Annotated in this window: 22 protein-coding genes; 10 read left to right on the top strand and 12 right to left on the bottom strand. The window is 67.2% G+C overall.

The window, feature by feature from the left end:
- The first annotated feature begins 16 nt into the window (after positions 1-16).
- From L3V18_RS17885 to L3V18_RS17870, 4 genes are all read left to right on the top strand, one after another.
- Positions 17-808 carry a LytR/AlgR family response regulator transcription factor gene (locus L3V18_RS17885; RefSeq protein ID WP_237056866.1) on the top strand — a complete coding sequence of 264 codons (792 nt, stop codon included), beginning with the start codon at positions 17-19 and terminating at the stop codon, positions 806-808.
- Between the two features lie 65 nt (positions 809-873).
- Entirely contained in the window at positions 874-1,314 is a 441-nt protein-coding gene (locus L3V18_RS17880) for a hypothetical protein (RefSeq protein WP_237056770.1), read from the top strand.
- 179 nt (positions 1,315-1,493) lie between these two features.
- Positions 1,494-2,591 (top strand): serine hydrolase domain-containing protein, encoded by a 1,098-nt coding sequence (locus tag L3V18_RS17875; protein ID WP_237056769.1) that lies wholly within the window; start codon positions 1,494-1,496, stop codon positions 2,589-2,591.
- Between the two features lie 163 nt (positions 2,592-2,754).
- A complete protein-coding gene (locus L3V18_RS17870; protein WP_237056768.1) occupies positions 2,755-3,153 on the top strand; it encodes a hypothetical protein in 399 nt (132 codons plus the stop codon).
- Positions 3,154-3,183: 30 nt separating this feature from the next.
- Here L3V18_RS17870 and L3V18_RS17865 read toward each other — a convergent pair whose 3' ends face one another.
- The 3 genes from L3V18_RS17865 to L3V18_RS17855 form a co-directional block, all read right to left on the bottom strand.
- Positions 3,184-4,782, bottom strand: a complete 1,599-nt coding sequence (locus L3V18_RS17865; RefSeq protein ID WP_237056767.1) for a DUF389 domain-containing protein — start codon at positions 4,780-4,782, stop codon at positions 3,184-3,186.
- A gap of 96 nt (positions 4,783-4,878) precedes the next feature.
- Entirely contained in the window at positions 4,879-5,526 is a 648-nt protein-coding gene (locus L3V18_RS17860; protein WP_237056766.1) for a response regulator transcription factor, read from the bottom strand.
- 13 nt (positions 5,527-5,539) lie between these two features.
- On the bottom strand, positions 5,540-6,754 hold the full coding sequence (locus L3V18_RS17855) for a sensor histidine kinase (RefSeq protein WP_237056765.1): 1,215 nt from the start codon (positions 6,752-6,754) through the stop codon (positions 5,540-5,542).
- A 43-nt stretch (positions 6,755-6,797) separates the two neighbouring features.
- Between L3V18_RS17855 and L3V18_RS17850 the strand changes: the two genes are divergently transcribed.
- Both L3V18_RS17850 and L3V18_RS17845 read left to right on the top strand, forming a co-directional pair.
- Complete coding sequence (locus L3V18_RS17850) at positions 6,798-7,568, top strand: hypothetical protein (protein WP_237056764.1); 771 nt, start codon at positions 6,798-6,800, stop codon at positions 7,566-7,568.
- Positions 7,569-7,737: 169 nt separating this feature from the next.
- Positions 7,738-9,180 (top strand): WD40 repeat domain-containing protein, encoded by a 1,443-nt coding sequence (locus L3V18_RS17845; RefSeq protein WP_237056763.1) that lies wholly within the window; start codon positions 7,738-7,740, stop codon positions 9,178-9,180.
- 90 nt (positions 9,181-9,270) lie between these two features.
- On the opposite strand, the gene L3V18_RS17840 is transcribed toward L3V18_RS17845, so the two are convergent.
- The 5 genes from L3V18_RS17840 to phhA all read right to left on the bottom strand — a co-directional run bounded on the left by L3V18_RS17840 (position 9,271) and on the right by phhA (position 14,120).
- Positions 9,271-9,597 carry a hypothetical protein gene (locus L3V18_RS17840; RefSeq protein WP_237056762.1) on the bottom strand — a complete coding sequence of 109 codons (327 nt, stop codon included), beginning with the start codon at positions 9,595-9,597 and terminating at the stop codon, positions 9,271-9,273.
- Between the two features lie 235 nt (positions 9,598-9,832).
- Positions 9,833-10,747, bottom strand: coding sequence for a hypothetical protein (locus L3V18_RS17835; RefSeq protein ID WP_237056761.1), 915 nt, complete (start codon positions 10,745-10,747; stop codon positions 9,833-9,835).
- A 43-nt stretch (positions 10,748-10,790) separates the two neighbouring features.
- Positions 10,791-11,699: a hypothetical protein gene (locus tag L3V18_RS17830; protein WP_237056760.1), complete on the bottom strand. Its 909-nt coding sequence runs from the start codon at positions 11,697-11,699 to the stop codon at positions 10,791-10,793.
- Positions 11,700-12,195: 496 nt separating this feature from the next.
- The gene (locus L3V18_RS17825; protein WP_237056759.1) at positions 12,196-13,110 is read right to left on the bottom strand and encodes a beta propeller repeat protein; all 915 of its coding nucleotides are present in this window, start codon (positions 13,108-13,110) and stop codon (positions 12,196-12,198) included.
- A 119-nt stretch (positions 13,111-13,229) separates the two neighbouring features.
- Positions 13,230-14,120: a phenylalanine 4-monooxygenase gene (phhA, locus tag L3V18_RS17820; RefSeq protein ID WP_237056758.1), complete on the bottom strand. Its 891-nt coding sequence runs from the start codon at positions 14,118-14,120 to the stop codon at positions 13,230-13,232.
- Positions 14,121-14,252: 132 nt separating this feature from the next.
- On the opposite strand from phhA, the gene L3V18_RS17815 reads away from it, so the two are divergent.
- From L3V18_RS17815 to L3V18_RS17800, 4 genes are all read left to right on the top strand, one after another.
- Positions 14,253-14,735 carry an Lrp/AsnC family transcriptional regulator gene (locus tag L3V18_RS17815; RefSeq protein WP_237056757.1) on the top strand — a complete coding sequence of 161 codons (483 nt, stop codon included), beginning with the start codon at positions 14,253-14,255 and terminating at the stop codon, positions 14,733-14,735.
- Between the two features lie 320 nt (positions 14,736-15,055).
- The gene (locus L3V18_RS17810) at positions 15,056-15,619 is read left to right on the top strand and encodes a hypothetical protein (RefSeq protein ID WP_237056756.1); all 564 of its coding nucleotides are present in this window, start codon (positions 15,056-15,058) and stop codon (positions 15,617-15,619) included.
- A gap of 40 nt (positions 15,620-15,659) precedes the next feature.
- Positions 15,660-16,916: a S8 family peptidase gene (locus L3V18_RS17805; protein ID WP_237056754.1), complete on the top strand. Its 1,257-nt coding sequence runs from the start codon at positions 15,660-15,662 to the stop codon at positions 16,914-16,916.
- Between the two features lie 106 nt (positions 16,917-17,022).
- Complete coding sequence (locus L3V18_RS17800; protein ID WP_237056752.1) at positions 17,023-17,328, top strand: hypothetical protein; 306 nt, start codon at positions 17,023-17,025, stop codon at positions 17,326-17,328.
- A gap of 36 nt (positions 17,329-17,364) precedes the next feature.
- Here L3V18_RS17800 and L3V18_RS17795 read toward each other — a convergent pair whose 3' ends face one another.
- From L3V18_RS17795 to L3V18_RS17780, 4 genes are all read right to left on the bottom strand, one after another.
- Entirely contained in the window at positions 17,365-18,420 is a 1,056-nt protein-coding gene (locus tag L3V18_RS17795) for a patatin-like phospholipase family protein (RefSeq protein ID WP_237056751.1), read from the bottom strand.
- 101 nt (positions 18,421-18,521) lie between these two features.
- Positions 18,522-18,878, bottom strand: coding sequence for a DMT family protein (locus L3V18_RS17790; protein WP_237056864.1), 357 nt, complete (start codon positions 18,876-18,878; stop codon positions 18,522-18,524).
- Positions 18,879-18,991: 113 nt separating this feature from the next.
- Positions 18,992-20,008, bottom strand: a complete 1,017-nt coding sequence (locus L3V18_RS17785) for a TIGR00266 family protein (protein WP_237056749.1) — start codon at positions 20,006-20,008, stop codon at positions 18,992-18,994.
- 865 nt (positions 20,009-20,873) lie between these two features.
- A complete protein-coding gene (locus L3V18_RS17780) occupies positions 20,874-21,092 on the bottom strand; it encodes a hypothetical protein (RefSeq protein ID WP_237056748.1) in 219 nt (72 codons plus the stop codon).
- Between the last annotated feature and the right edge of the window lie 611 nt (positions 21,093-21,703).

Here is a 21,703-nt window from a genome sequence, read left to right as displayed (position 1 = left end):
TCCGCGTCCGAATCCGATGCCGCAAGCGCCCTCGCGCGCCGGCGCCCCGGCCACCGCCATCGTCGCCGAGGACGAAGCGCTGCTGCGGCAGTCGCTGGTCGACCAGCTGCTGCGGGCGTGGCCGGAGCTGGAGATCGTCGCCGAATGCGAGGACGGCGCCAGCGCGCTGGACGCGATCGCGGAGCTGCAGCCGGCGGTCGCCTTCCTCGACATCCGCATGCCGGGCCTGACCGGGCTCGACGTCGCCGCCGCCGCCGCCGAGGCCAGCCCGGCGACCCGCATCGTCTTCATCACCGCGTACGACCAGTACGCGGTCGAGGCCTTCGAACACGGCGCGGTCGACTACCTGCTCAAGCCGGTCGACCTCGAGCGGCTGGACGCGACCGTGCGCCGGCTGCAGAGCCAGCCGGGGGTCGCGCTCGATGCCGCCCTGCTCGACGCGCTGGCCGCGCGGATGAAGGGCGCCGCGTTCGGCCCGGCCGAGCCGCTGACCTGGATCACCGCCAGCGCCGGCCGCGAAACCCGGCTGATCCTGGTCGACGACGTCGTCTACTTCCGTGCCGACCACAAGTACACGGTGGTGGTCACCGCCGACGGCGAAGCGCTGATCCGCAAGCCGATCCGCGATCTGCTGCAGGTGCTCGACCCGACCGTGTTCAAGCAGGTCCACCGCTCGACCATCGTCAACCTGCGCGCGGTCGCCGCGATCGTCCGCGACGACAGCGGCCGCGGCACCCTGCGCCTGCGCAACCGCGAGGAAACCCTCGCGGTCAGCGCGCCGTTCATGGCCCTGTTCAAACACATGTAGTCCGCCGGATGAGTCTCGGCCATGCCGGATCATCCAGACCCGTTGCTGCGAAGGAAGGATTCTCCATGCGTTCCGCGTCCTGTCGTCCCGCCCACCCCGCTCCGGTCGCCCTGGCGCTGATCGCACTGGTGCTGACCGGTTGCGTCGACGGCCCAGGCAGCCGGCACGAGGTGCGGAACATCGACGCCGGGGGCGGCGAGGCTTTCCACAGCCGCATCCGCCTGCTGCCGACGATGGCGTACGTCGAGTGCCTGGCCAGCGACAGCGGCCGTTGCCACTACGCCATCTTCGGCGGCTCCTGCGGCAGCCTGGCCGCAGCGCTGGACACCGACCTGATCGATTGCGCGCCCGACTCCGGGCCACGGGTGCGATTCAGCCTCGCGGTCGGCGAGCGCCGCCAGGTCGATGGCTTGCCGCTGGATTACCGGCACTGCGCCAGTGCGCGGTCGGTGCCGGCGGGCGCATCGTGTTTGCGGACTTCCGGACCGGCATCGTCTTCCATGTGACCGTAGCCGACGGGAGGCCGGCCGGCATTCGCGCCCCGCATCGGCTGTTTCGTCGCCTCCTGCCCCGGTCCGTCGCCGGCCCCCTTCCAGACTGCAGGGCAATGCCTACGCTGGTGCCATTGACCCGCGTCGGCGTTGCCACGGGGCTTCGATCATCGGGATTGCAGGGAGGGGGATCCATGCGCAGAAGAAGCGTCTACAAGATGGCCGCACTCGTTTCATCGGCGATCGTGGTGGGTGCGCTGGCGTGGGGCTGCCGGCCTTTCATCGACCGGCAGGCGAAGGCGCAGAACCCCGTTCCGATGAAGGCTGCACCGCTTGCCGCCGGAGATGCCGGGAAGCTGGCCGCCTGGATCGGGAGCGAAACGAACGGGATCGAGGCATTCATCGCGCTCCGGGACGGACAGGTGTTGATGAGCCAGGGCGCGGTCGACGTACCGATGAACCTCGCCTCGGTCCGCAAGAGCGTCATGAGCCTGCTGTTCGGCATCGCCTGGGATCGTGGCCTGATCGATCTGGACGCGACCCTGGATGAGCTGGGCATCGACGAGAGCCGCACCCCGCTGACGGCCGCCGAGAAGCGGGCCACGGTCGAACAGCTGTTGCAGGCACGCTCGGGCATCTATCTCCAGTCCGGCGCGGAAACGATGGAAATCAAGGATGGACGGCCCCGGCGCGGCCAGTTCCTGCCCGGCGAGCACTACTTCTACAACAACTGGGACTTCAACGTCCTCGGCGTCGTCTTCGAGCGCCAGACCGGACTGTCGATCGGCCAGGCGCTGGAATCATGGCTGGCGGTGCCGTTGGGAATGCAGGATTTCAGTCCGGAGCACGTCCTGTACGACAGCGACGACTCGGGCTCGGACTTCGGCACCTACCGCATCCACATGAGCGCGCGCGATCTCGCCCGCCTCGGCACGCTCGTGCAGCGGGACGGCATCTGGGGACGCGAGCGGATCGTTTCGAAGGAGTGGCTGGACCGCAGCACCGCCCCCCATTCGCGGCCCGACAGCGCGTTTTACGACGGCTTCGGCTACTCGTGGTGGCTGAACTCGGAACTCGACACCGTCCAGGCGGACGGATGGGGCGGCCAGTTCCTGCTGGTGGACCGCGACCACGACCTCGTCCTGGTCACGCGGCGCGACAACGGCAACTCCATCCTCGAGTTCCTCGTCTTCAGCCAGTTCAAGCCAGAAGGACATCCCGCGGACATCCAGAAACTGGACCTGATGCTGCGGGAGATGACTTCGACTCCGGGCCACAGCGGTGCGCACTGATCGGCGGCCCTGCGGTCCGCCCGGATGTCGTGCGGGTGCGGGGCTTCGTGTTCGCTCCGGCCCGCCCGGCGGCCTCCGACGTGGGCGTCGCGCCATTGACGGCCGCGTTCAAACACATCCGATCGCGGCCGGCTGTCCGCGGAGGAAGGATTCGACCATGCTGATGCGTGCCCTCATCCTGATCGTCCTCACCGGTCTGGCGACCGCCTGCGGCGACTTGCCAGGCACCACGGTCGTGCAGCGCGAAGGCGGCGACGGCGGGATGGACTTCCACAGCCGTACCCGGGCCATGCCCGGCCGCGCCCGCTTCGAATGCCTGGCCAGTGGCAGCGGCCAGTGCCATTACGCTGTATTCGGCGGTGCCTGTGGCGGTCTCGTGGCGGCGCTGGGCGATACGGTGGTGCGCTGCGCCGACGATGCCGCGCCGCGCCTGCAGTTCGAACTGCAGGTCGGCGAGCATCGCGACGTCGGCGGCCTGCCGCTGGGGTTCCGCCACTGCGCCAGCGACCGCGGCGGGCCGGTCACCGCGACCTGCCTGCATCTCCGGTCGCCGTCGGCCTGAGCGCATCCGCGCGCGGCGCCGGAAGAACGCTCAATTGGTGACGGCCTGCACCCGTGCCGCACGGATCGCGGCGCTGCCCTCGCGCGCGATCAGCGAGCGCGCTTCATCGCGATCGGCCGCGGCGACCGCGGCGACGTCGATGCCGGCCTCGCGGAGCGCAGTGGCAACCGCCTCGGCACGGGCGGTCGCCAGCGCCTGGTCGCCGCCGGCATAGCCGGTCACCTCGACCGTCTCCAGCTGCCAGCGCTCCAGCGCCCAGGCGATGTCCTGCACCGAGCCGGTCGCATCGTCGTCGAGCGTGGCGCTGTCGTCGCCGAAGCCGATCAGCGGCAGCGGCTGCAGCGCGGGTACGATCCGGACCCGGGGACGTGCACCGCCATCGTGCAGCGCGATTTCCAGCTGGCGGGACGCATGCAGGTCGAGTCCCGCTTCCGGTCGCAGCTGCCAGGTCGCTTCGCCGCCGCCCTGCAGCACCTCGAAGCGGCCGAAATGGCCGATCGCACGCTCGCGCAGCTCGGCCAGTGCGCGTTCGCCGGCGGTGCGCGTTTCCGCGTCCGCATGCGCGGCCGACTGCAGGCGCTGCACGCTGTCGCGCAGCTGCGCCAGCGACGCCGAGGCCTGCTCGCGCGCCTGGGCGTCGACGTCGGCGGTCAGCACCTCGCTGAGCTTGACCACCACCGGCTGCCCGATCGCCGACTCCAGCGTGCGCTCGAGTTCGCCGGCGAGTTGCGGCCGGTAGGTCGGCGTCATCAACACCGCGTCGACCAGCAGGGTGCGGTCGTCGCGGTCGACCCGCAGCGTGGTGACGCGACCGCCGATCTCGCGTGCCGCGGTGTCGAGGGTGGTGCGCACGGTGCGCTCGACCGCCCCGCGCGCGGCGATCTCGCGCAGGGCCAGGCCCAGCGGGATCGACAGCAGCACGAAGGTGCCGACGATCAGGGCGGCCTGCCACGCGGTCTGCTTCGGCGAGTCTGTGGCGCCAAACCCGTACCAGCGCGCCATGATCGTCACCGACAGCGCGATCGCCAGCAGGTTGGTCATGAACAGGAAGGCGGCGCCGCCGGCGATCGTGCCGTTGCCGATCGCGGTGCCGAAACCGACCACGGCCAGGGGCGGCATCAGCGCGGTCGCGATCGCAACCCCGACGATGGTCTCGCCCTTGCGGGTGATCGTCGCGTAGGCGCCGGCGAGACCGGAGAACACCGCGACCAGCAGGTCGAACAGGGTGGGTTCGGTACGGGCGAGGATCTCTTCGGTCGGTTCGCGCAGCGGCGACACGAGCACGATCGCCATGGCGGTCAGCAGCGATACCGCGACGCCGACCCCGATCGCCTTCAGCGCCGAACGCAGGGCACGGAAGTCGAACGTCGCCAGCGACATGCCCATCGACACGATCGGCCCCATCAGCGGCGAGATCAGCATCGCGCCGATGATCACCGCCGCCGAACCCAGCAGCAGGCCGAGCGTGGCAATGCCACAGGACATCACCGTCATGAACACGTAACGCGGCGCGAGTGCGCCGGCCTCACAGACGTGCTCGACCACTGCGTGGCGGTCGACGTCGAGATGGCGGGCGCGCCAGCGACGCAGCCAGCGCCAGCGGGCTCCTATCCTTGGCAGGCTGGGCAAACGGGTGTTCCGGCAGTGAAGTTGCGCAGAGCTTACCCGTTCGTCGTGAAGGCGGGTGCAGGGGGCCGGCTCCCGCGCCGGCGCCGCCGGCACGCCTCAGATCACCCGCAGCGTGATCGCCTTCAGCACGGCGCGGGTGCGGTCGCGGGTATCCAGCTTGTCGAGGATCGACGAGACGTAGTTCTTGACCGTGCCTTCGGCGAGAAACATCGCCCGTGCGATCTCGCGGTTCGAATAGCCGCCGGCGATCAGCCGCAGGATCGCGATCTCGCGTTGGCTGAAGCGCTCGCTGGGCGGGTTGTCATCGTGGTACTGGTAGCGCGTGCGCACCGGCAGGGTGCTGACCGGCTGCAGCAGGGTCTCGCCGGCGGCCACGCGCACGATCGCGTCGTAGAGGTCCGGCGGCGTGGCGTCCTTGAGCAGGAAGCCCTGCGCACCCGCCTCGGCCGCCTGCAGCGGCAGCTCGCTGTCGTCGAAGGTCGTGAGCAGCAGCACCGGCGTGGCATCGCCGCGCTCGCGCAGTGCGCGCACCGCGGCGATGCCGTCCATCACCGGCATGCGGATATCGCTGAGCACCACGTCGACCGGCGCCGCGGCCAGCCGTTCCACCAGTTCCCGGCCATCGTCGGCCTCGAACACGACATCGATGCCCTGGCGTTCGAGCAGCGCGCGCAGTCCGGCGCGGACGATCGCCTGGTCGTCGGCGAGTGCGATCCTGTGAGGGCGTGGCGGCGGTCCGGTCATCGTCTGCGGGCCCTCAGGGCCCCCGCGCCGCCGTCGGCAGCGTCGCGTCGATCCGCAGGGCGCCGCCGACCGAGGCGCCGAACGCGATCCGGCCGCCGCATGCGTGAATCCGCTCGCGCATGCCGCCCAGGCCGCTGCCTTCGCACAGCGGGCCCTTCAGGCGGCCGTCGTCCTCGATGCCGACATGGATCCCGCCGTCGGTCATCGACAGCGATACCCGGACCCGAGCCGCGCTGGTGTGGCGCGCGCTGTTGGTCATCGCCTCCTGCACCAGCCGCAGCAGCGCCTCGGCGGTGTCCGGATCGGCGACGTGGACGTCGTCCTCGATGTGAAGGTCGAGTTGCGGGCGCGGCAACGGCGCTGCCAGCGCGCGCAATGCGGTCGCCAGGTCGAAGCCGCGGTCGTCGCGGACCGCATGGACGATGCGGCGGATGTCGCCGAGCAGCTCGCCTGCCAGCCGCCCGGCCTGCTGCAGCTCCTGCCGCGGCGGCAGGTCGGCGGCAAGCACGCGCAGGTTGAGGGTCAGCGCGGTCAGCTTGTGGCCGATCACGTCATGCAGTTCGCGTGCGACCCGCAGGCGCTCGCGGTCGCGAATGCTGTCGGCCAACAGACTCCGGGTCGCCAGCAGGTCGGCATTGACCGCGGCCAGGCGGTCGCGCGCCTCCTCGGCGGTGCGCGCATACCAGGTGGTCAGCGCGGCGAACATCTGGAAGCCGGCGTAGAGTACGACCTGCAGCCACGGCGCGCCGTGTCCGCCCCGTACCAGCAGCAGATAGACCAAGCCGTTGAGTACCGCGGCGAGCGGCAGCACCACACGCAACGGGTACACCATCACCAGCTCGGCGATCAGGATGATCAGCAGCACCGGAGCGACGCCGGAGCGCGGCGCCAGTACGACCAGGGCGAACGCGCAGCCCGCCTGCAGCAGCAACAGCGCCCCGTGAAGGCGGGAACCCGATCGCAGATGGTCGAGCGCGAGCAGCGCCAGCACGAACACGCCCAGCAGCGCCCACGCATGCGTGGCCTTGTCGCCGAGTTCGTGCTGCAGCACCAGGCCGACCGTGGCCACGGTCACGATCGCGGCGAGGTTCAGCGGTTGCAGCAACGGGCGCAGGGCGGGACGCATGCCGCCATGCTGCGACCGCCTCGGCAGGCATGCAATGGCCCGCGAAGCGAAAGTGACTTCCGGCACCCGCAGGCGATGACCACGGGCACTGCGATGGTGCATCGCCGATACGCAGGCTGGTGGCGGTCTTCAACGAGCTTCCACCATGAACGCCTATACCCTGGTCTTCGTCAGCCACGTCGCCGCCGGTACCGTCGCGCTTGCCAGTTTCTGGAGCGCGGCGATGCTGCGCAAGGGCAGCCTGCCGCACCGCCGCGCCGGGCAGGTCTACCTGCTGGCGATGGCGGTGGTGATCGCCAGCGCGGTGCCGCTGTGCGTGGCCCAGTACCTGCGCGGAAATCCGGTCACTGCCGCCTTCCTCGCGTATCTGGTGGTGATCACCAGCACCGGCGTCTGGTCGGCCTGGCGCGCGGTCCGCGACAAGCACGACGTCGTGCGCTATACCGGCCCGGTCTTCGTCGCGCTGGGCGTGCTTTCGCTGCTGAGCGGGCTGGCGGTGCTGGCGCTTGGGTACCGGATCGGCTCGCCGCTGCTGATGGGCTTCTCGTCGATCGGGTTGGCGGCCGGCATCGACATGCTGGTCAAGCGCGCACGGCGCGACCGGCTGCGCGCGCGGCCGCGTTGGTGGATGGTCGAGCACTACACCGCGATGCTCGGCAACGGCATCGCCACCCACATCGCGTTCCTCGGCATCGGACTGCCGCGGCTGTTGCCATCGCTCGGCGGCGGCACGCTGCAGTACCTCGCCTGGTTCGGGCCGCTGCTGGTCGCGGTGCTGGCCAAGTTGTGGCTGGACCGGCGCTGGCGATTGCAGACCCTCCCGGCTCGGCCGCGTCCGGCGGCGTCCGGCAGACGCGACCGAACCGGTCGACACCGGACCACGCCACACGGGTCCTTCCTCGAACCACGCGCATGACCTCGGTGTCCACTCCTTCGCGTATGCCGCGCCGCAAGGGAGCGTCCGCCATGGCCCGGCGCGCGTTCCCGACAGGCAGGACGGATGAGGTGCCGCTAGAATCGCCGTCCGCCATGCCGCACGCACCAGTGCCGAGGCAGGGAAGCCCTCCAACGAGAATGGATTGCAGATGACCGAGAACAACACCCCCGAAGCTCCCAATACGGCCATGTTCGCGTCGGTGGAGGCAGCGTCCAGACGCTGGATCGACGAAGGACGTGCCTGCAAGAAGGCGCTCAACGACTGGCTCGACGTCATCTACATCGACCGCCAGAATCCGAGCACGCCCGAGCCGGCCGAGACGCGGGGTGACATGGCCGGCTACGTGCTGGAGCAGATCAAGGCCTTCAACCGTCGCGGCGAACAGGCGCGGCTGCGCGAACTGTTTCCGCCCGACAACGAGCCGATGGACTGGCGGGATGCCACCCGCGCCGTGTCGCAGGCCGGCTTCCTCCCCGACGGGCGCATCGCCTGCACTGTCGGCATGCCGCACGAATCGCGACAGGTGCACGTACTGGAAGGCGATGCCGTATCCACGATGGAAGGCGCGATCCTGTTCGGCAGGTCGCATGACAGAGGCTATTACGCACTCGCCTTTGACGACCGCATCGAGATCCGGCGTGGCTGGGACGGCGAGATCAACGCCACGCTGCCGTATCCGGACAGCTACGGCGATGCGTTCGCACAAGCCCATCCCGACGTGCGCGACGGATTGCGCGAGCTCGATGGCGCGGGCTGGTGCATCCATCAGTTGGTCGTGTTTCCCGATGGCCGGCGCGTGGCCATGGCCAGCGCGGCCGGCATCTTCGTCGTCGGCGAGCACGGCGCGCAGTTGCTGGTGCCCGAGGTGGACGCTTGCGCCCGCAAGCTCGACCACGATGATCCGGAGGGCAAGAACGGCTTCGTCATGTCGCTTTCCTATCCGCATGTCGACGTGTCAGCGGACGGCCGCTACATCGCCGGTGGCGAGCAGGACTCCTCGCACCTGGTCTTCCATGAGGTCGATGGCGTGTGGACGCGGATGGCGGAGGTGGAACCGCGCGCATCGTATCCGTGCCTGGCCCGGTTCAACCATCTCCTCGCCGATGCCGATGGCGTTCCGCAACCGGAAGTCGCGCTGGCGTCGTGCCATTTTTCCCGCAGCGCAACGCTTTCGCTGCCGTTGGCCAACCTGAGCCCGGGCTTCGAAGCGTCCGGCTACGAGGCCGACGACACCCTGAACTATGTCGACGACCGCCACTGGGCGTCGTCGCTGCTGCCGTCGAAGGTCGGCTACTTCATCGGCGCGAACAACGGCTACATCTGGATGAAGAGTCACCGGGGCTATCAGTTCGGTTACCTGCACGTTGGCGGCAGCGTGCTCGACCTTGACCTGTCGGAAGACCGCAAGACCCTGCTGGTCGCCAGCTACAACGGCCAGGTGGTGCAGTTCCGTGCACCGGACGAAGAGGTGCCGATGTTCATCAGCGAGAAGAACGTCGAGCGCCCCGATCCCTACCTGATCACCAATTCGAGACTGAAGGACGTCAAGCGGCACCTGTTCCTGATCGACGAAGCGCCGATGGTCTGGTAGCCGAAAGGAGAAAGGCGGCATCGGACATCGCCCGCCAGGATCATGGGACGATCCTGGCGGACCGGGCTGCCAGGACGTTTCCGGATGGCGCTAGCACATCAGCGGGCCGGCCTCGATCGCATCCTCGTCCTCGAGCGGGAAGGCAAGATCCTGCTTCGGGCATATCTCCATGCCGTCACGATAGATGTGGATATCGACCATATGGAACTCGACGGCGGAATCGGAATCGCGCGGGTAGTAGCGGAAATACTTGGGCGGATCGTGCGGGACGACACGGATGCCGTGCGCGTCCTCCAGGTGCGCAAGAAGCTCGCCTAGCGTCGCCGCCGGGATCTCGAGGCCGCCGGGTTCCGCAGGTTCCGGAGTCGTCAGGTCGTGCGGGGGGCGGGGGAAATCGTGCGAGTAGAACCTTGGCATATGAGCTCTCGAAGATGATGGACGTAGCCAGTCTGCCGTCTGCCTGGAGCGTTCTCAGCGCAGGCTCCGCCCCGAGCCCGAACGGTTGGATGCGACCGTCTTCGAACGCATGGCGCAGGCTTGGGCACGATGCCATCGAGCGACGAGCTCCAGTGGCGACCAGGGTGCCCTGATAGCGAGCATTGATGCAGCCAGGCGGTGCTGCATATGGCGACGGGCAGGAGGCAGGCATGAATCAGTTCACGATCGTTTGCCATTGATCATTGCGAATCAGTCCGATCGTTCTGCCGGCAAATGACCACACCCCATTCGGGCCGCTTCGCAGCACAGCGAATTCAAGGTCGCCAGCGCCCTCTATATGCAATGCGACCAAGGCTTGGCCAACGACCTTGTCGACTCCGGCCAGATGCGACACATGGATTTCTTCGCCATGGGCGGCAATCCCCCAATAGCTTCGTTCCGTATCCAGGGGCCGTATGACGGACCAATGATCGATGTCGCCAACCAGTACAGTCCCCCTCCCGCCTGCAATGGCATAGCGGCCATCGTCAACTCGGCAGATGCTGGCAAGACCTTCGTCTGTCGGTAAATCAATGGCGGACCAGCGGGTGCCGTCGAAATGTGCGGCGTAGCCATCGGAGGTTACGGCGATAAAGTCGTTTCGACTGCTGCCCGCGATGTCCTCGATCGTGACGTCACGGCCGGCGATGCTCAACTTTGGCAGCGTCTCGAACCGGTCGCCAAGCAAGCAGTAGGCCTGTCCGACAGACCCTGCGCAGATCACATCGCCACCGAGGATGCGGATTCTCCGGAGAGGTCCGAGATGGGCGACGGCAGCGTTTGGATACACCTTCCGGGTGGCCCGGAGTTCATCCTGAGTTGTCGGCGATTTCCAATCGAAGCGCACGACGGAGCCGTTCTCGCCCAGGACATGGGCGGAACCGTCATCGGCAGCGTCAACCGACAGAATGGCTTCGGAAGACAGCCCAAATTCGAGCCACATGTCCTGCCTTCTGACACCTACCCTGTTCCTGGGATCGTCGTAGTCGTCGCCGACAGTGCAGGCGGTGATGATGACGCCCTCGGCTGGGCTGACGCCTTCCTGGATGAAGGCGCCTTCGATGAACTCGGTATCCGGTATTCCACTCATCTTCAATCGGTTCTGTGCTTGACGATTGCCGTGATAGGGACGCTCAAGTGTTGTGCGGGCATATCACCCGTTGCCACTGGCTGCCGTCGAACTTGACGATGTCGTCAACGCCAAAGGAATAAAGGAAGCCATCGCGGGCATCCAGCTTATGGGCATGGGGTGGCGGGGCGATTCCCATGTCGATATCCAGGAAGTCGTACCCGTCGAAGCGAACCAGTCCATCTGCGTGGGAAATGTACAGGCATCCATCGTACAGAACCATGTCCCAGAAGTTCATGGTTCTCCCGGTATCGACGACACGCCACTCATTGCGGTTCCCAACCAGTAGCAGGCCGTCATTTCCGCACGCGTAAACCTCGTCTTCACCCTTGCACCGAACACACGACAGGGGGCGATGTGTTGGCGAATCAAGAGTGCTCCAGCGGGCTCCGTCGTAGTGCAGGATGTGGCCGCTATCGCCAACAGCATAGACGTTGTTGTGTGACAAGCCGTCCAGGCTTTCAAGGGTCGGGGACGCAATCCTCGCTCCAGATGGACTGATGTTCTCCCAGGCGCCATTCGAGTGGCGATAGACCTGGGACGATTGACCGCAGATGTACAGTTCGTTATCGATCTCCCGTATGCAAAGCAACTCGCCGAGCCGACCTGTTTCAATGCGATGGTTCTCGAACTTTCCCCGGATGTTGGCCAGGGTGAAGTCCGCTGGGCCGGACTTCACATGGCGAATGTTGCCGTTTCGTCCGAGCATCCAGAGGCTGTTGTCGCTGCGCCGGAAACAGATGGCCCCGACGATATCGTTATCCACGTCGTTGTAGACCCAGTTGCCGTCGAAACAGAAGGCGACTCTGGACATGTGTTCGCCTGGCAGCGAGTTGTACAGCGCAGGCACAACGATCGTGCCTGGCCCTACGATCAGGCCACAGGTGAAGGACAGGGAATCTTCATTGTTCAAAATGGCTTTCTCGATATCAACGGGGCTGGACGCGGGACGATGACGACACCCAGAGGGTTTCACCGCGGGGAGTATCCGTCCAGGAAGGTAACACCTGATTTGCGCATCAGTTCCTGTTCCATTGCTGCTGTTGCTTCTGGCGCAAGCCCTTCAGGTGCGCGACTTCCAGATGGGCCGGTCCGCAGCATGAGATGGCTTGCGCGGACAGTCCAGATTCGAGCCGAACGCCCTGCTTTCTGGTACCTGTCCTGCTTCCGGGCTGTCGCAGTTGTGGCCGATGGCGCGGGCGGCGAGGATGCCGCCCCCGGCAGGGCTGGCATCCTCCCGGGCAGATGCGCTCTCGATGAGCCCGATTCCGCTATTGCACACATCTCCAATCAGTCGCGTGCCGGATGCTCGAGGATGGCATGGCGGCACGGCCTGATCACGAAGGTGGCTTGACCGGCAGGCCGTAGAGCCATTCGCGAAACGGTCGCCATTGGTGGCATCCAGCCTGTCAACCGTTGTCCGGGTGGACGAGCGGGGTCCAGGTTCTGCCGTCGCAGGCGAGGATGTCCTCTTCGCCGATCGACCACAGGGTTCCTTCCCTGGCATGCAGCCGGTGTGTCGTCACTTTTCGGCCGAGCCCGGTATCCACTGGTATTATCCGGCCGTTCTCGACCTTGGCCAGAAGGTTGTTGCCCGCCAGGTAGGGAGTGCCGCTGAACAGCTCGATCGAATACCAGTTGTCGTCGAAGCCGTTGCTGTCGACCCGATGCCAGTCGCCGAAGGTGCCGAAGAGAACCACCCCCCGGTTGCCGCATATCCAGACTTTCCCATCAGGCAGGCACTTGACGCCGGCCAGATGGGCGTTGGTGGGGCTCGCGTCCTGCTGCCAGGCGCGTCCGTCATGGAAGAATATCTCGCCATTCCAGCCCACCGTGTACAGGCTGTTGCCGTCCAGCCCGTCGATATCGAAGAAGCCCCTGGCGGTGTCATGGGTGAGGATGCCGTCGGACAGCGAAGCCCAGCCGTTCTCCGTGCGCCGGTACAGCTGCCGGCCATGGCCGCACACGTAGAGCGCCCCGTCGATCTCCTTGATGGCGCCGACATGGCCGTAGGGCGCACCGGCGTTGAGGCCGGCGCCGGCGATCTGTTCCCTGCGCACGCCGGAGTTGCTGATTTCCTGCACTTCGCCGTTGCGGCCGAGGATCCACCAGCCGCGATAGTCGCGCGCAGGATCGCTCAGGTAGGTGAGCGACTTGCACTGGAAATCCAGATCGGCCCTGCCCCACTGTCCGTTGATGAAAGTGAAGAAGCGGCAGAACTCGGTGTTGCCCGGAAGCATCCTCGGGTAGGCGAGGACGCCCAATGCATCCTTCCGCCCGTAGAATCCGGCAAGAAAGGAAACCGGCACCTTTTGATCCGACATCCGCATTCCATTGTCGTGTCGTTGCGTCCCTGCCGAGTTCGTACGGCCGCGGAGACGCATGTTGAGCCGCGTCCGTCCCCGATTGCCCGGCCGGGAAGGTCGGCGTCAGACGAGCCCCTTCACACGTCCCCGTCCGCCAGCCAGCCCTCGCCGGTGCCGCGGTTGAACACGGTGTCGGTATCGAGCACGTTGCCGGCCGGGATCGAGTCCTGCTTTGCGAGCTTCGCGTAGATCGGGGTGAAGTCCGGCGTGGTCGCTTCCATCAGCTGCTCGTAGGAGTCGATCACGAAGTAGGTCTTCTGGTAGCTGTCGATGCGGTAGCGGGTGCGCATCACCCGCTCCAGGTCGAAGCCGATCCGGTTCGGCGCATCGCTTTCCAGGCAGTGGATCGACTCGCCCTTGCTCGACACGATGCCGCTGCCATAGATCCGCAGGCCGTCCGCCTGCTTGATCAGGCCGAACTCGACCGTGTACCAGTACAGCCGGGTCAGGTTGACCAGCGCGTCCTGGCCGATGCCGTGCGCCTTCACCCCGCCGCGGCCGTAGGCGGCCATGTAGTCGGCGAACACCGGGTTCATCAACAGGGGCACGTGGCCGAACAGGTCGTGGAACAGGTCTGGTTCGGCCAGGTAGTCGAGTTGTTCGGGCTTGCGGATCCACCAGGTGACCGGGAAGCGGCGATTGGCGAGATGATCGAAGAAATCCAGCTCCGGCAGCAGGCCCTCGACGCCGATCAGCTCCCAGCCGGTGGCCTTGCGCAGCACCTGGTTGAGCTCGTCGAATTTCGGGATCCGGTCCGGGGTCATCTGCATCGCCCGCTGGCAGGCGAGGAATTCGTCGCTGGCGCGCCCGACCAGCACCCGTTGCTGGCGCTCGAACAGGGTCGCCCAGACCTCGTGGTCGGTCGCCGAGTAGTCCGCCCACGGCTGCTCGACCACGGCGGTGGTGTACACCGGCACGTACCCCTTGTCGGTCAGCTGGTGCTCGACGCGCTTGGGGGTGGCGTTCATGGCGGTGTCCTTGGGGGCTTGTGGGGCGATTTCCCAACGTAGCGCAGGATGCGCGCAATGGGCTTGCAAAGTTGCACGCACATCCTGATAACAAGCAATAATATTGCGTGAAACTTGAATGGAGCGCATGCCATGAGCGCGGCTGAACTCGATCGCACCGATCTGTTGATTCTGGCCGAGCTGCAGCGCAGTGGTCGCCAGAGCAATGCCGAACTGGCCGAGCGGGTCCATCTGTCGCCGTCGGCCTGCCTGCGCCGGGTCCAGCGGCTCGAGCGCGAGGGGGTGATCGCCGGCTATCGCGCCGAGGTCGACCCGGAGCGCCTCGGCCTGGGGCTGCAGGCCTTCGTCCGCGTGCAGCTGGCCGACCATGGCGCCGACGCGATCAGCGCGTTCAGCCGCTTCGTCAACGACTGGGACGAAGTCGTCGCCTGCCATGCCCTGACCGGCGACATGGACTACCTGCTGCATATCGCGGTGCAGGACCTCGACCACTTCTCCCGCTTCCTGCTCGACCGCCTGCTGAACCAGTCCGGCGTCGCCGACGTGAACTCCAGCTTCGTGCTGCGCACGGTCAAGGCGTTCCGCGGACTGCCGCTGCCGCGCAGCGCCGGCTGACGAGTCGGGGAGACTCCCTGCCCGGCTCCGGCCATGCGCGCACCGCGATTTCCGCAGTGCGGCAAGCAGTGGCCGTGGCGGGTTTCGGCAGATGCCTGAAAGTGCCATTCCGCGCCCGCGCTGCGTCACCGGGCACGGATCGGAAGAGAACCCTGCCCTGCCACGTTGACATCGGTGATCAAGTGCGTTTGCCTGCATGCAGGCGCTGGATGTGCTGGATCGGCGTCATGGAGGGGTGGGCGCCGCCAGGGCAGGCATGGCCAGGTCGGGCTGCGTTCAACAGGGGGCCCCGATTCTCAACGATTCGGGAGAGTGAACTGATGAGACAGCAATACCGACTGCTGGGCCTGTGCGCGGCATTGGTCCTGGGAACGTCCGCCTGCACCGTGGAGGGCAACGCCAAATACACCGGGGGCGGCACGCTCAACTCGGCCGGCGGCACCGGCAAGGCGGTGGTCACCATCAACGCCGATACCTGCGGCGGCAACGAGAACGCCAAAGGGCGGGTGAAGTACGCCGACCGCACCGCGATCGATTTCGAGGCGGTAGGTGGCGTTTCGGCGACCGCGACGATCGCCAAGGCCGGCATCTGCGCATCGGGCGACTCCGGTTCGCTCGACCCGGACGACTCCGAATGCATCTGCGAGGGCTGGCCGGCCGCGGTCGGCACCTATGTGTCGACCAATCCGGCGGCGCCGGGCGAGGGCGTGTTCCGCGCCTGTTTCCTGTCGACGCGGGAAAACGATGTGGGGGGCGTGGACCCGAACGTGGTCCTGGTGAACGACGTCTCGTTCGTGGGTGGGCCGTACGACGGCTACTTCAACCACGGAACGATGAGCGGAAACATCAAGACGCACGCCTGCGAGGCGCCGGCCGAAGGCTGAGCGCGCATCGCCACGGACCACGAACACACGAGGATCCCTCATGAACATGAAGAACACCCTGCTCGCCACCGCATTGGGCGCGAGCCTGGCGATGATCGCCGCACCGGCGTCGGCCGCGAACACGCAGCGCTACCTGGTCGAACTCGCTTCCGGCTCGGACGCGGCCAGCGTGACCGCGATCCTGCAGTCGCACGGTGTCGAGGTCGTGCGCGCCTTCGACGACGCCAACGGCACGACGCTGGCGGTCGAAGTCGATCTGGACAACCTGCCCGACCTGGCTGCATTGCGCGCGCAGCTGCCGCAGGTGACCGGCTACGGCATCGACGTCGCCCGTCGCACGATGGCGATCCCGACCCCGATCGAGGACGTCGTCGTCGACGGCGAGACCGTGCCCTGGGGCATCCAGGCGGTCGACTCGCTCGGCGTGCCGTACGGCGGCGGGCGCAAGGTCTGCATCATCGACACCGGCTACGACCTCGGCCACCCTGACCTGCAGACCAGCCGGGTCGACGGCGAGGACGAGGGCGCCGGTGCCTGGGACAACAGCGATGGCGGCGGCCTGCACCCGCACGGCACCCATGTCGCCGGCACGATCGCCGCGCTGGGGGGCAACGGCCAGGGCGTGATCGGCGTGGTGCCCGGCGGCGACCTCGACCTGCACATCGTGCGCCTGTTCGATTCCGGCGGCGGCTTCGTCTACGCGTCCGACCTCGCCGGCGCGATGGAGGACTGCGCCGCGGCCGGCGCCAACGTGATCAGCATGAGCCTGGGCGGCGACTATTCGAGCCGGCTCGAGGAGCGCGTCGCCGAACGGCTGAACAAGAAGGGCGTGCTGCTGGTCGCCGCCGCCGGCAATGGCGGTTCGATCGGCGGGTTCGAGCCCAAGGGCGACTACGCCACCTTCTCCTACCCGGCGTCCTACGACGCGGTGATGTCGGTCGCCGCCTACGACAACAACCTGGAGCGGGCGTACTTCTCGCAGTACACCAGCCAGGTCGAGCTCGCCGCTCCCGGCGTCGACGTGCTGTCGACCGTGCTCGCCGGCGGTTACGGCCTGAACTCGGGCACCTCGATGGCGACCCCGCACGTTTCCGGCGTGGCCGCGCTGGTCTGGAGCAACCACAAGAGCTGCAGCAACCACCAGATCCGCGATGCGCTGAGGCAGTCCGCCTACGACCTGGAGACGCCCGGCTACGACTACTACAGCGGCTGGGGCCTGGTGCAGGCGCAGGCCGCGATGGACTATCTTGCCGCCAACCCGTGCAAGGGCAGGAAGACCGGCGCCGGCAACCACTGACCGGAACCGGAAAGGTCCGGGCCGCCTTGACGGGGCCCGGTAACGGTCGCGGCGCTGGCATCGCGATGGTGCCGGCGTCGCGACGACAGATGGACAAGGAAAGCGCATGAACATCCGGATCCGCGAGTACCCGAACCGCGTCTGCGTCATCGCGGCGCTGTCACTGACGATCATCGCCGGATGCGCGGCGCCGCCTCCCGCCGGACCCGTGCCCGGCAGCGACCGCGACGCCCACGGCTGCATCGGTTCGGCCGGCTACAGCTGGTGCGAGCGCAGCGGCCAGTGCGAGCGGCCGTGGGAACTGGCGGCGAAAGAAGGCTTCGACAACAGTGTCGAAGCATTCGACAACTACTGCTCGGCACCGGCGACGGGCAACGAGGCCAACGCCGGCGCGGAGAGCGGCGGCGGCTGAGGCCGCGCCCGCTGCAGGCGCCTGCAGCGCGCTGAGTCAGTTGCTCGCCGAGGCCCCGGCCGCGTCGCAGTCCGGCTCGCGGTTGAGCAGCCGGGCGATGCGCCCGGGTTCCTGCTGCAGGCAGGCCAGCCGCGCGGCCTCGCGTTGCTCGCGTTCGTGCCGTGCCTGGTGATCGCGGGTGCGGGCGACCGACAGTTCGGCCAGCTTCGCGCGGATCGACGGCAGCGCCGCCAGCGCGGCGCGCTCGCCGGCCAGGATCGCCGCGCTGCGCTGCTCGAAATCGGCCGGGCCGATGGTGGCCACCTCGGGCCGGATCACCACGTCGGCGCGCGACAGTTCCTCGGCGCCCGCGCGCTGGCCCATGATCGCGATCGACTGGTTGACGATGCCGAGCATGTCGCTGGGCGCGGTACCGCGCGCCTTGGTCGAGATGTCGACCGCGATCACGAAGTCGGCACCGAGCTGGCGCGCGGCATCGACCGGGACCGGGCTGACCACGCCACCGTCGACGTAGTGCCTGCCGGCGATCGCCACCGGCTCGAACACACCCGGGATGCTGCTCGACGCGCGCACCGCCTGGCCGGTGTTGCCGCGCACGAACACCGTACGCTTGCCGGTTTCCAGCTGGGTCGACACCGCCGCGAACGGACGCGGCAGGCGGTCGATCGGCCGGCCCTCGACCTGGGCGTTGACGTAGTCCTGCAGCGCCCGGCCCTGGACCAGGCCGCCGGAGAACAGGCGCACGTCGCGGATGCTGGACTCGTCGAGCGCGACTGCTTTCTGCTGCATCGCGAACGGGTCCATGCCGCTGGCGTACAGCGCGCCGACCACGCTGCCGGCGCTGGTGCCGGCGACCGTGTCGACGCGGATGCCGTTCGCTTCCAGCATCTTGATCACGCCGATATGGGCGAAGCCCTTGGCCGCGCCGCCGCCGAGCGCCAGGCCGACCTTCAGTTCCGGCGGCGGCGCCTGCACCGGGGCCGGCGCCTCGGGACGGGTCGGGTTGCCGCCGCAGGCCGCCAGCAGCACGGCCGCGGTGGCCAGCAGTGCGGTCCGCAAGCGTTTGCGGGGGATGATGGGGCGGGTGCGCATGACGGGTTGGGCAGTGGGGCCGGAGTTCGTGATGAGCACGCAGCATAGCGGCGGGCCCGCCCGCGAACCCGACTCCCGGCCAAACGGGCGCCGTCGCGGCGTCAGCCTCCGGCCAGATGCTCCCGGAACATGAAGAACACCGCGCCCAGCAGGCACAGCCCCGCCCACAGGTAGTCCAGCTTCAGCGGTTCCTTCATGTAGAACACCGCGAACGGCACGAACACGGTCAGCGTGATCACTTCCTGCAGGATCTTCAGCTGGCCGACCGACATCACCTCGTGGCCGATCCGGTTCGCCGGCACCTGCAGCATGTACTCGAAGAAGGCGATGCCCCAGCTGACAAGCGCCGCGATGATCCACGGCTTCTGGCTCAGATCCCTCAGGTGGGCGTACCAGGCGAACGTCATGAAGACATTGCTCATCGACAACAACAGCACGGTAAAGCCGAACTCGCGCATGCGGGTGACCCGGGGTGGAACGCCGACGCGGTCGCGCCGGCGCTGCGCCGGAAAGGTCGGCACGGGACCGTGCCGGCGCGGCGCGGTTCCGTGCGTGGATCAGGGGCGTGCGATCAGAAGCTGTTGTCGCCGTCCAGCAACCGGCCGAAGCCGCCGAGCACCGAACCCTCGCCGCGGTTCTGGCCGCCGCCCTGCGGCGCCGCCGCCAGCATCCGTCCGGCCATCCGCGAGAACGGCAGCGACTGCAGCCAGACCTTGCCGGGCCCGGTGAGCCGCGCGAGGAACACGCCTTCGCCGCCGAACAGCATGCTCTTGATGCCGCCAACCCGGGTGATGTCCATCTGCACGGTGTCGTGGAAGGCGACCACGCAGCCGGTATCGACGTCGAGCCGCTCGCCGGCCCTCAGCTCGCGCTCGACGATGGTGCCGCCGGCATGCACGAACACCCAGCCGTCGCCCTCCAGTTTCTGCATGATGAAGCCCTCGCCGCCGAACAGGCCGGTCAGGATCTTGCGCTGCAGGTGGATGCCGATCGACACCCCGCGCGCGCCGGCCAGGAAGCTGTCCTTCTGGCAGATCAGCCGGCCGCCATGCTCGTCGAGCTTCATCGCCAGCACCGTACCCGGATACGGCGCGGCGAACGCCACGTGCGCCTTGCCCGCGCCGCCGTGGGTGAAGGTGGTGGTGAACAGGCTCTCGCCGGTGACCACGCGCTTGCCCGCCGACAGCAGCTTGTCGAACACGCCGCCGCCCTGGCCGCTGTGCGAGCCGTCGCCGAAGATGGTGTCCATCTGCACCGCCGCGTCCTTGTACATCAGCGCGCCGGCCTCGGCGATCGCGGTCTCGCCGGGATCGAGCTCGATCTCGACGAACTGCATGTCGGTGCCGACGATCCGGTAGTCGATGTCGTCGCTGCGGCCCTTGACCGGCGGCGGTGCCGGCGGCGCATGCGAAGGCAGCGCACCGGTCGCCTCGGCGAATTCCGGCAGCGAACGCGCCGACTGCCAGCCGGACAGCCCCTCGCGCCAGCACTGCGCGGCGGGATTCCGGCGGACATAGGCCTGTGCGGCCTCGGCGTCGAGCGGACCCACGCGCTCGCCGCCGGGGGGAACGAAATACCACTGGCTCATCGGGCAATCCTTTGGTTGGGAATGTCACATCGCAGCGCAAGAGTGTAGCGGTGGCGCGGGACGGGGCATCGGACGGAGGTCATTGCGGGCAGTGCGTATTCCGGGGCTTCACGACCCCGGCCGCGAGTACTCCAGTCGCGGCAAGGAGCTGCATGGGATCGAATGTCCCAAGGGCGATGGGAAGGCGGAAGAGCTCATCCGGGCCTCATGAAGCGGGAGGAACACACTCGGCCATGGTGCAGGGTTCTGATCCTCGATCAAGAGATGCCCGAAATGTCCGTAGCGTCAGCGCCTGGACCGGGCCGCGCAGCAAAGCGGCTTCGGTTTGAGTGGACTTTTAGGTACGCGATGCGACGGACGATGCCCAGAAGAGGGTGGACTGATCCTCGTCAAGCTCGGAGACCTCCACCCTTGCCCGGGACTCCCATCCGCGGTCGCCAGTGTCAGACACGCGAATGTGGGACGTCTCCGGAACCTGCAGTGCGCCGAACTGCGGAATGCTCGGGTCCGTGAAAAGCAGCTCACGTTCGATGCCGCTCTCGTGCCGGAGCGTTATTGACAGGGACGAGATCGCAGACGTTTCAGGAGAAACATCAATGCAATATCGAACCACTGCCCAGGCCGCCGGGTCCCGGGTTGGGTCTGACGAGTCGTGCGGGTCCATGGCGGTCCAGTGTCCGGGTTCACGCGCGCTGAAGGTGTCGATGATAGTCGATTCAGGCCGACGGGCTCACGACCGAACTACAGCCAGTTGTTGTCCATCGCACATGAGCCGGATCCACTCGATCCACAAAGCGGTGTCGGAGTGGATGAACTGTCAGACCACACAACAACCCACCGGCCACTGAAACGCGCCGCTACCGGGCTACGTCCGCCTTGCTGCCACGATCCTGCCAGCGACGTAGAAGACAACTCCCGCCACGCTCAAGACACCGACGAGCACGCTCCTGATTGAGTCACTCGGGGCCGGATCCTTCATCAGTCCGGTGACAAACAGCAGGCACGCAACCCCCAGCATCACAAGCCCGGCTTTCGAGTAAAAGTTGTTCATATCCACCTTGAGCAGCCCATCGGCCGCGATCATCTGAAAACGGCGCTCAGCGCCTGAACTCTGCCGGGCCGCGAGGCGGCTTCGGCTGATGAACTGTCAGGTTGAAGCCTCCCTGAGTGCTGCAACCCACTCCACAGCAGATTGCCTTGTGAGTGGCCGAGTGAGCAACGGGTTGGCCAGCTCATCAAGTGCGTCAGCGACCGGTGTTCCTTTGGGAAAACCAATGTCATCGCGGCACTCAATGGCATTGGCCGAGTCCTCTACATCCGTGCTTGAAATCTCTCCGGAGAGGAAGCGGCTGAGGACGGCCGAGACATGCTCCACCCGTAAACTGACCAATTCCTCGTCCGAGTCCCAGCCAAAGGCAGCCAAAGGCAGCCAAATCAGCCAACATGTCGGCTACCGGGCGGCTGAGATGGAGAAGCTCTTTGAGCCGGGATGTGCGGGTTACGGTCACTGCAGACTAACGCCTTATGTCTTGGCTTTCCCCTACTGTAAGCGCCGAGAGCCCGGCGTGCGCGCCCGATAACGCCTCGGTGTCAGCACCACCGTAATTCAGCAGGGGCCGCACGCCGGATCTCGCGCCCTGCGCCCGAACAGTTGATCGAGGTTGTCCTCGAACTGATAAGCGTGGGCCTCGGGCG

Origin of the sequence: Marilutibacter chinensis (assembly GCF_021725675.1) — a bacterium.
Classification (GTDB): Bacteria; Pseudomonadota; Gammaproteobacteria; order Xanthomonadales; family Xanthomonadaceae; genus Marilutibacter; species Marilutibacter chinensis.
Note: the sequence above shows the minus strand (reverse complement) of the source record. Positions and strands in the feature narration are given on the sequence as shown.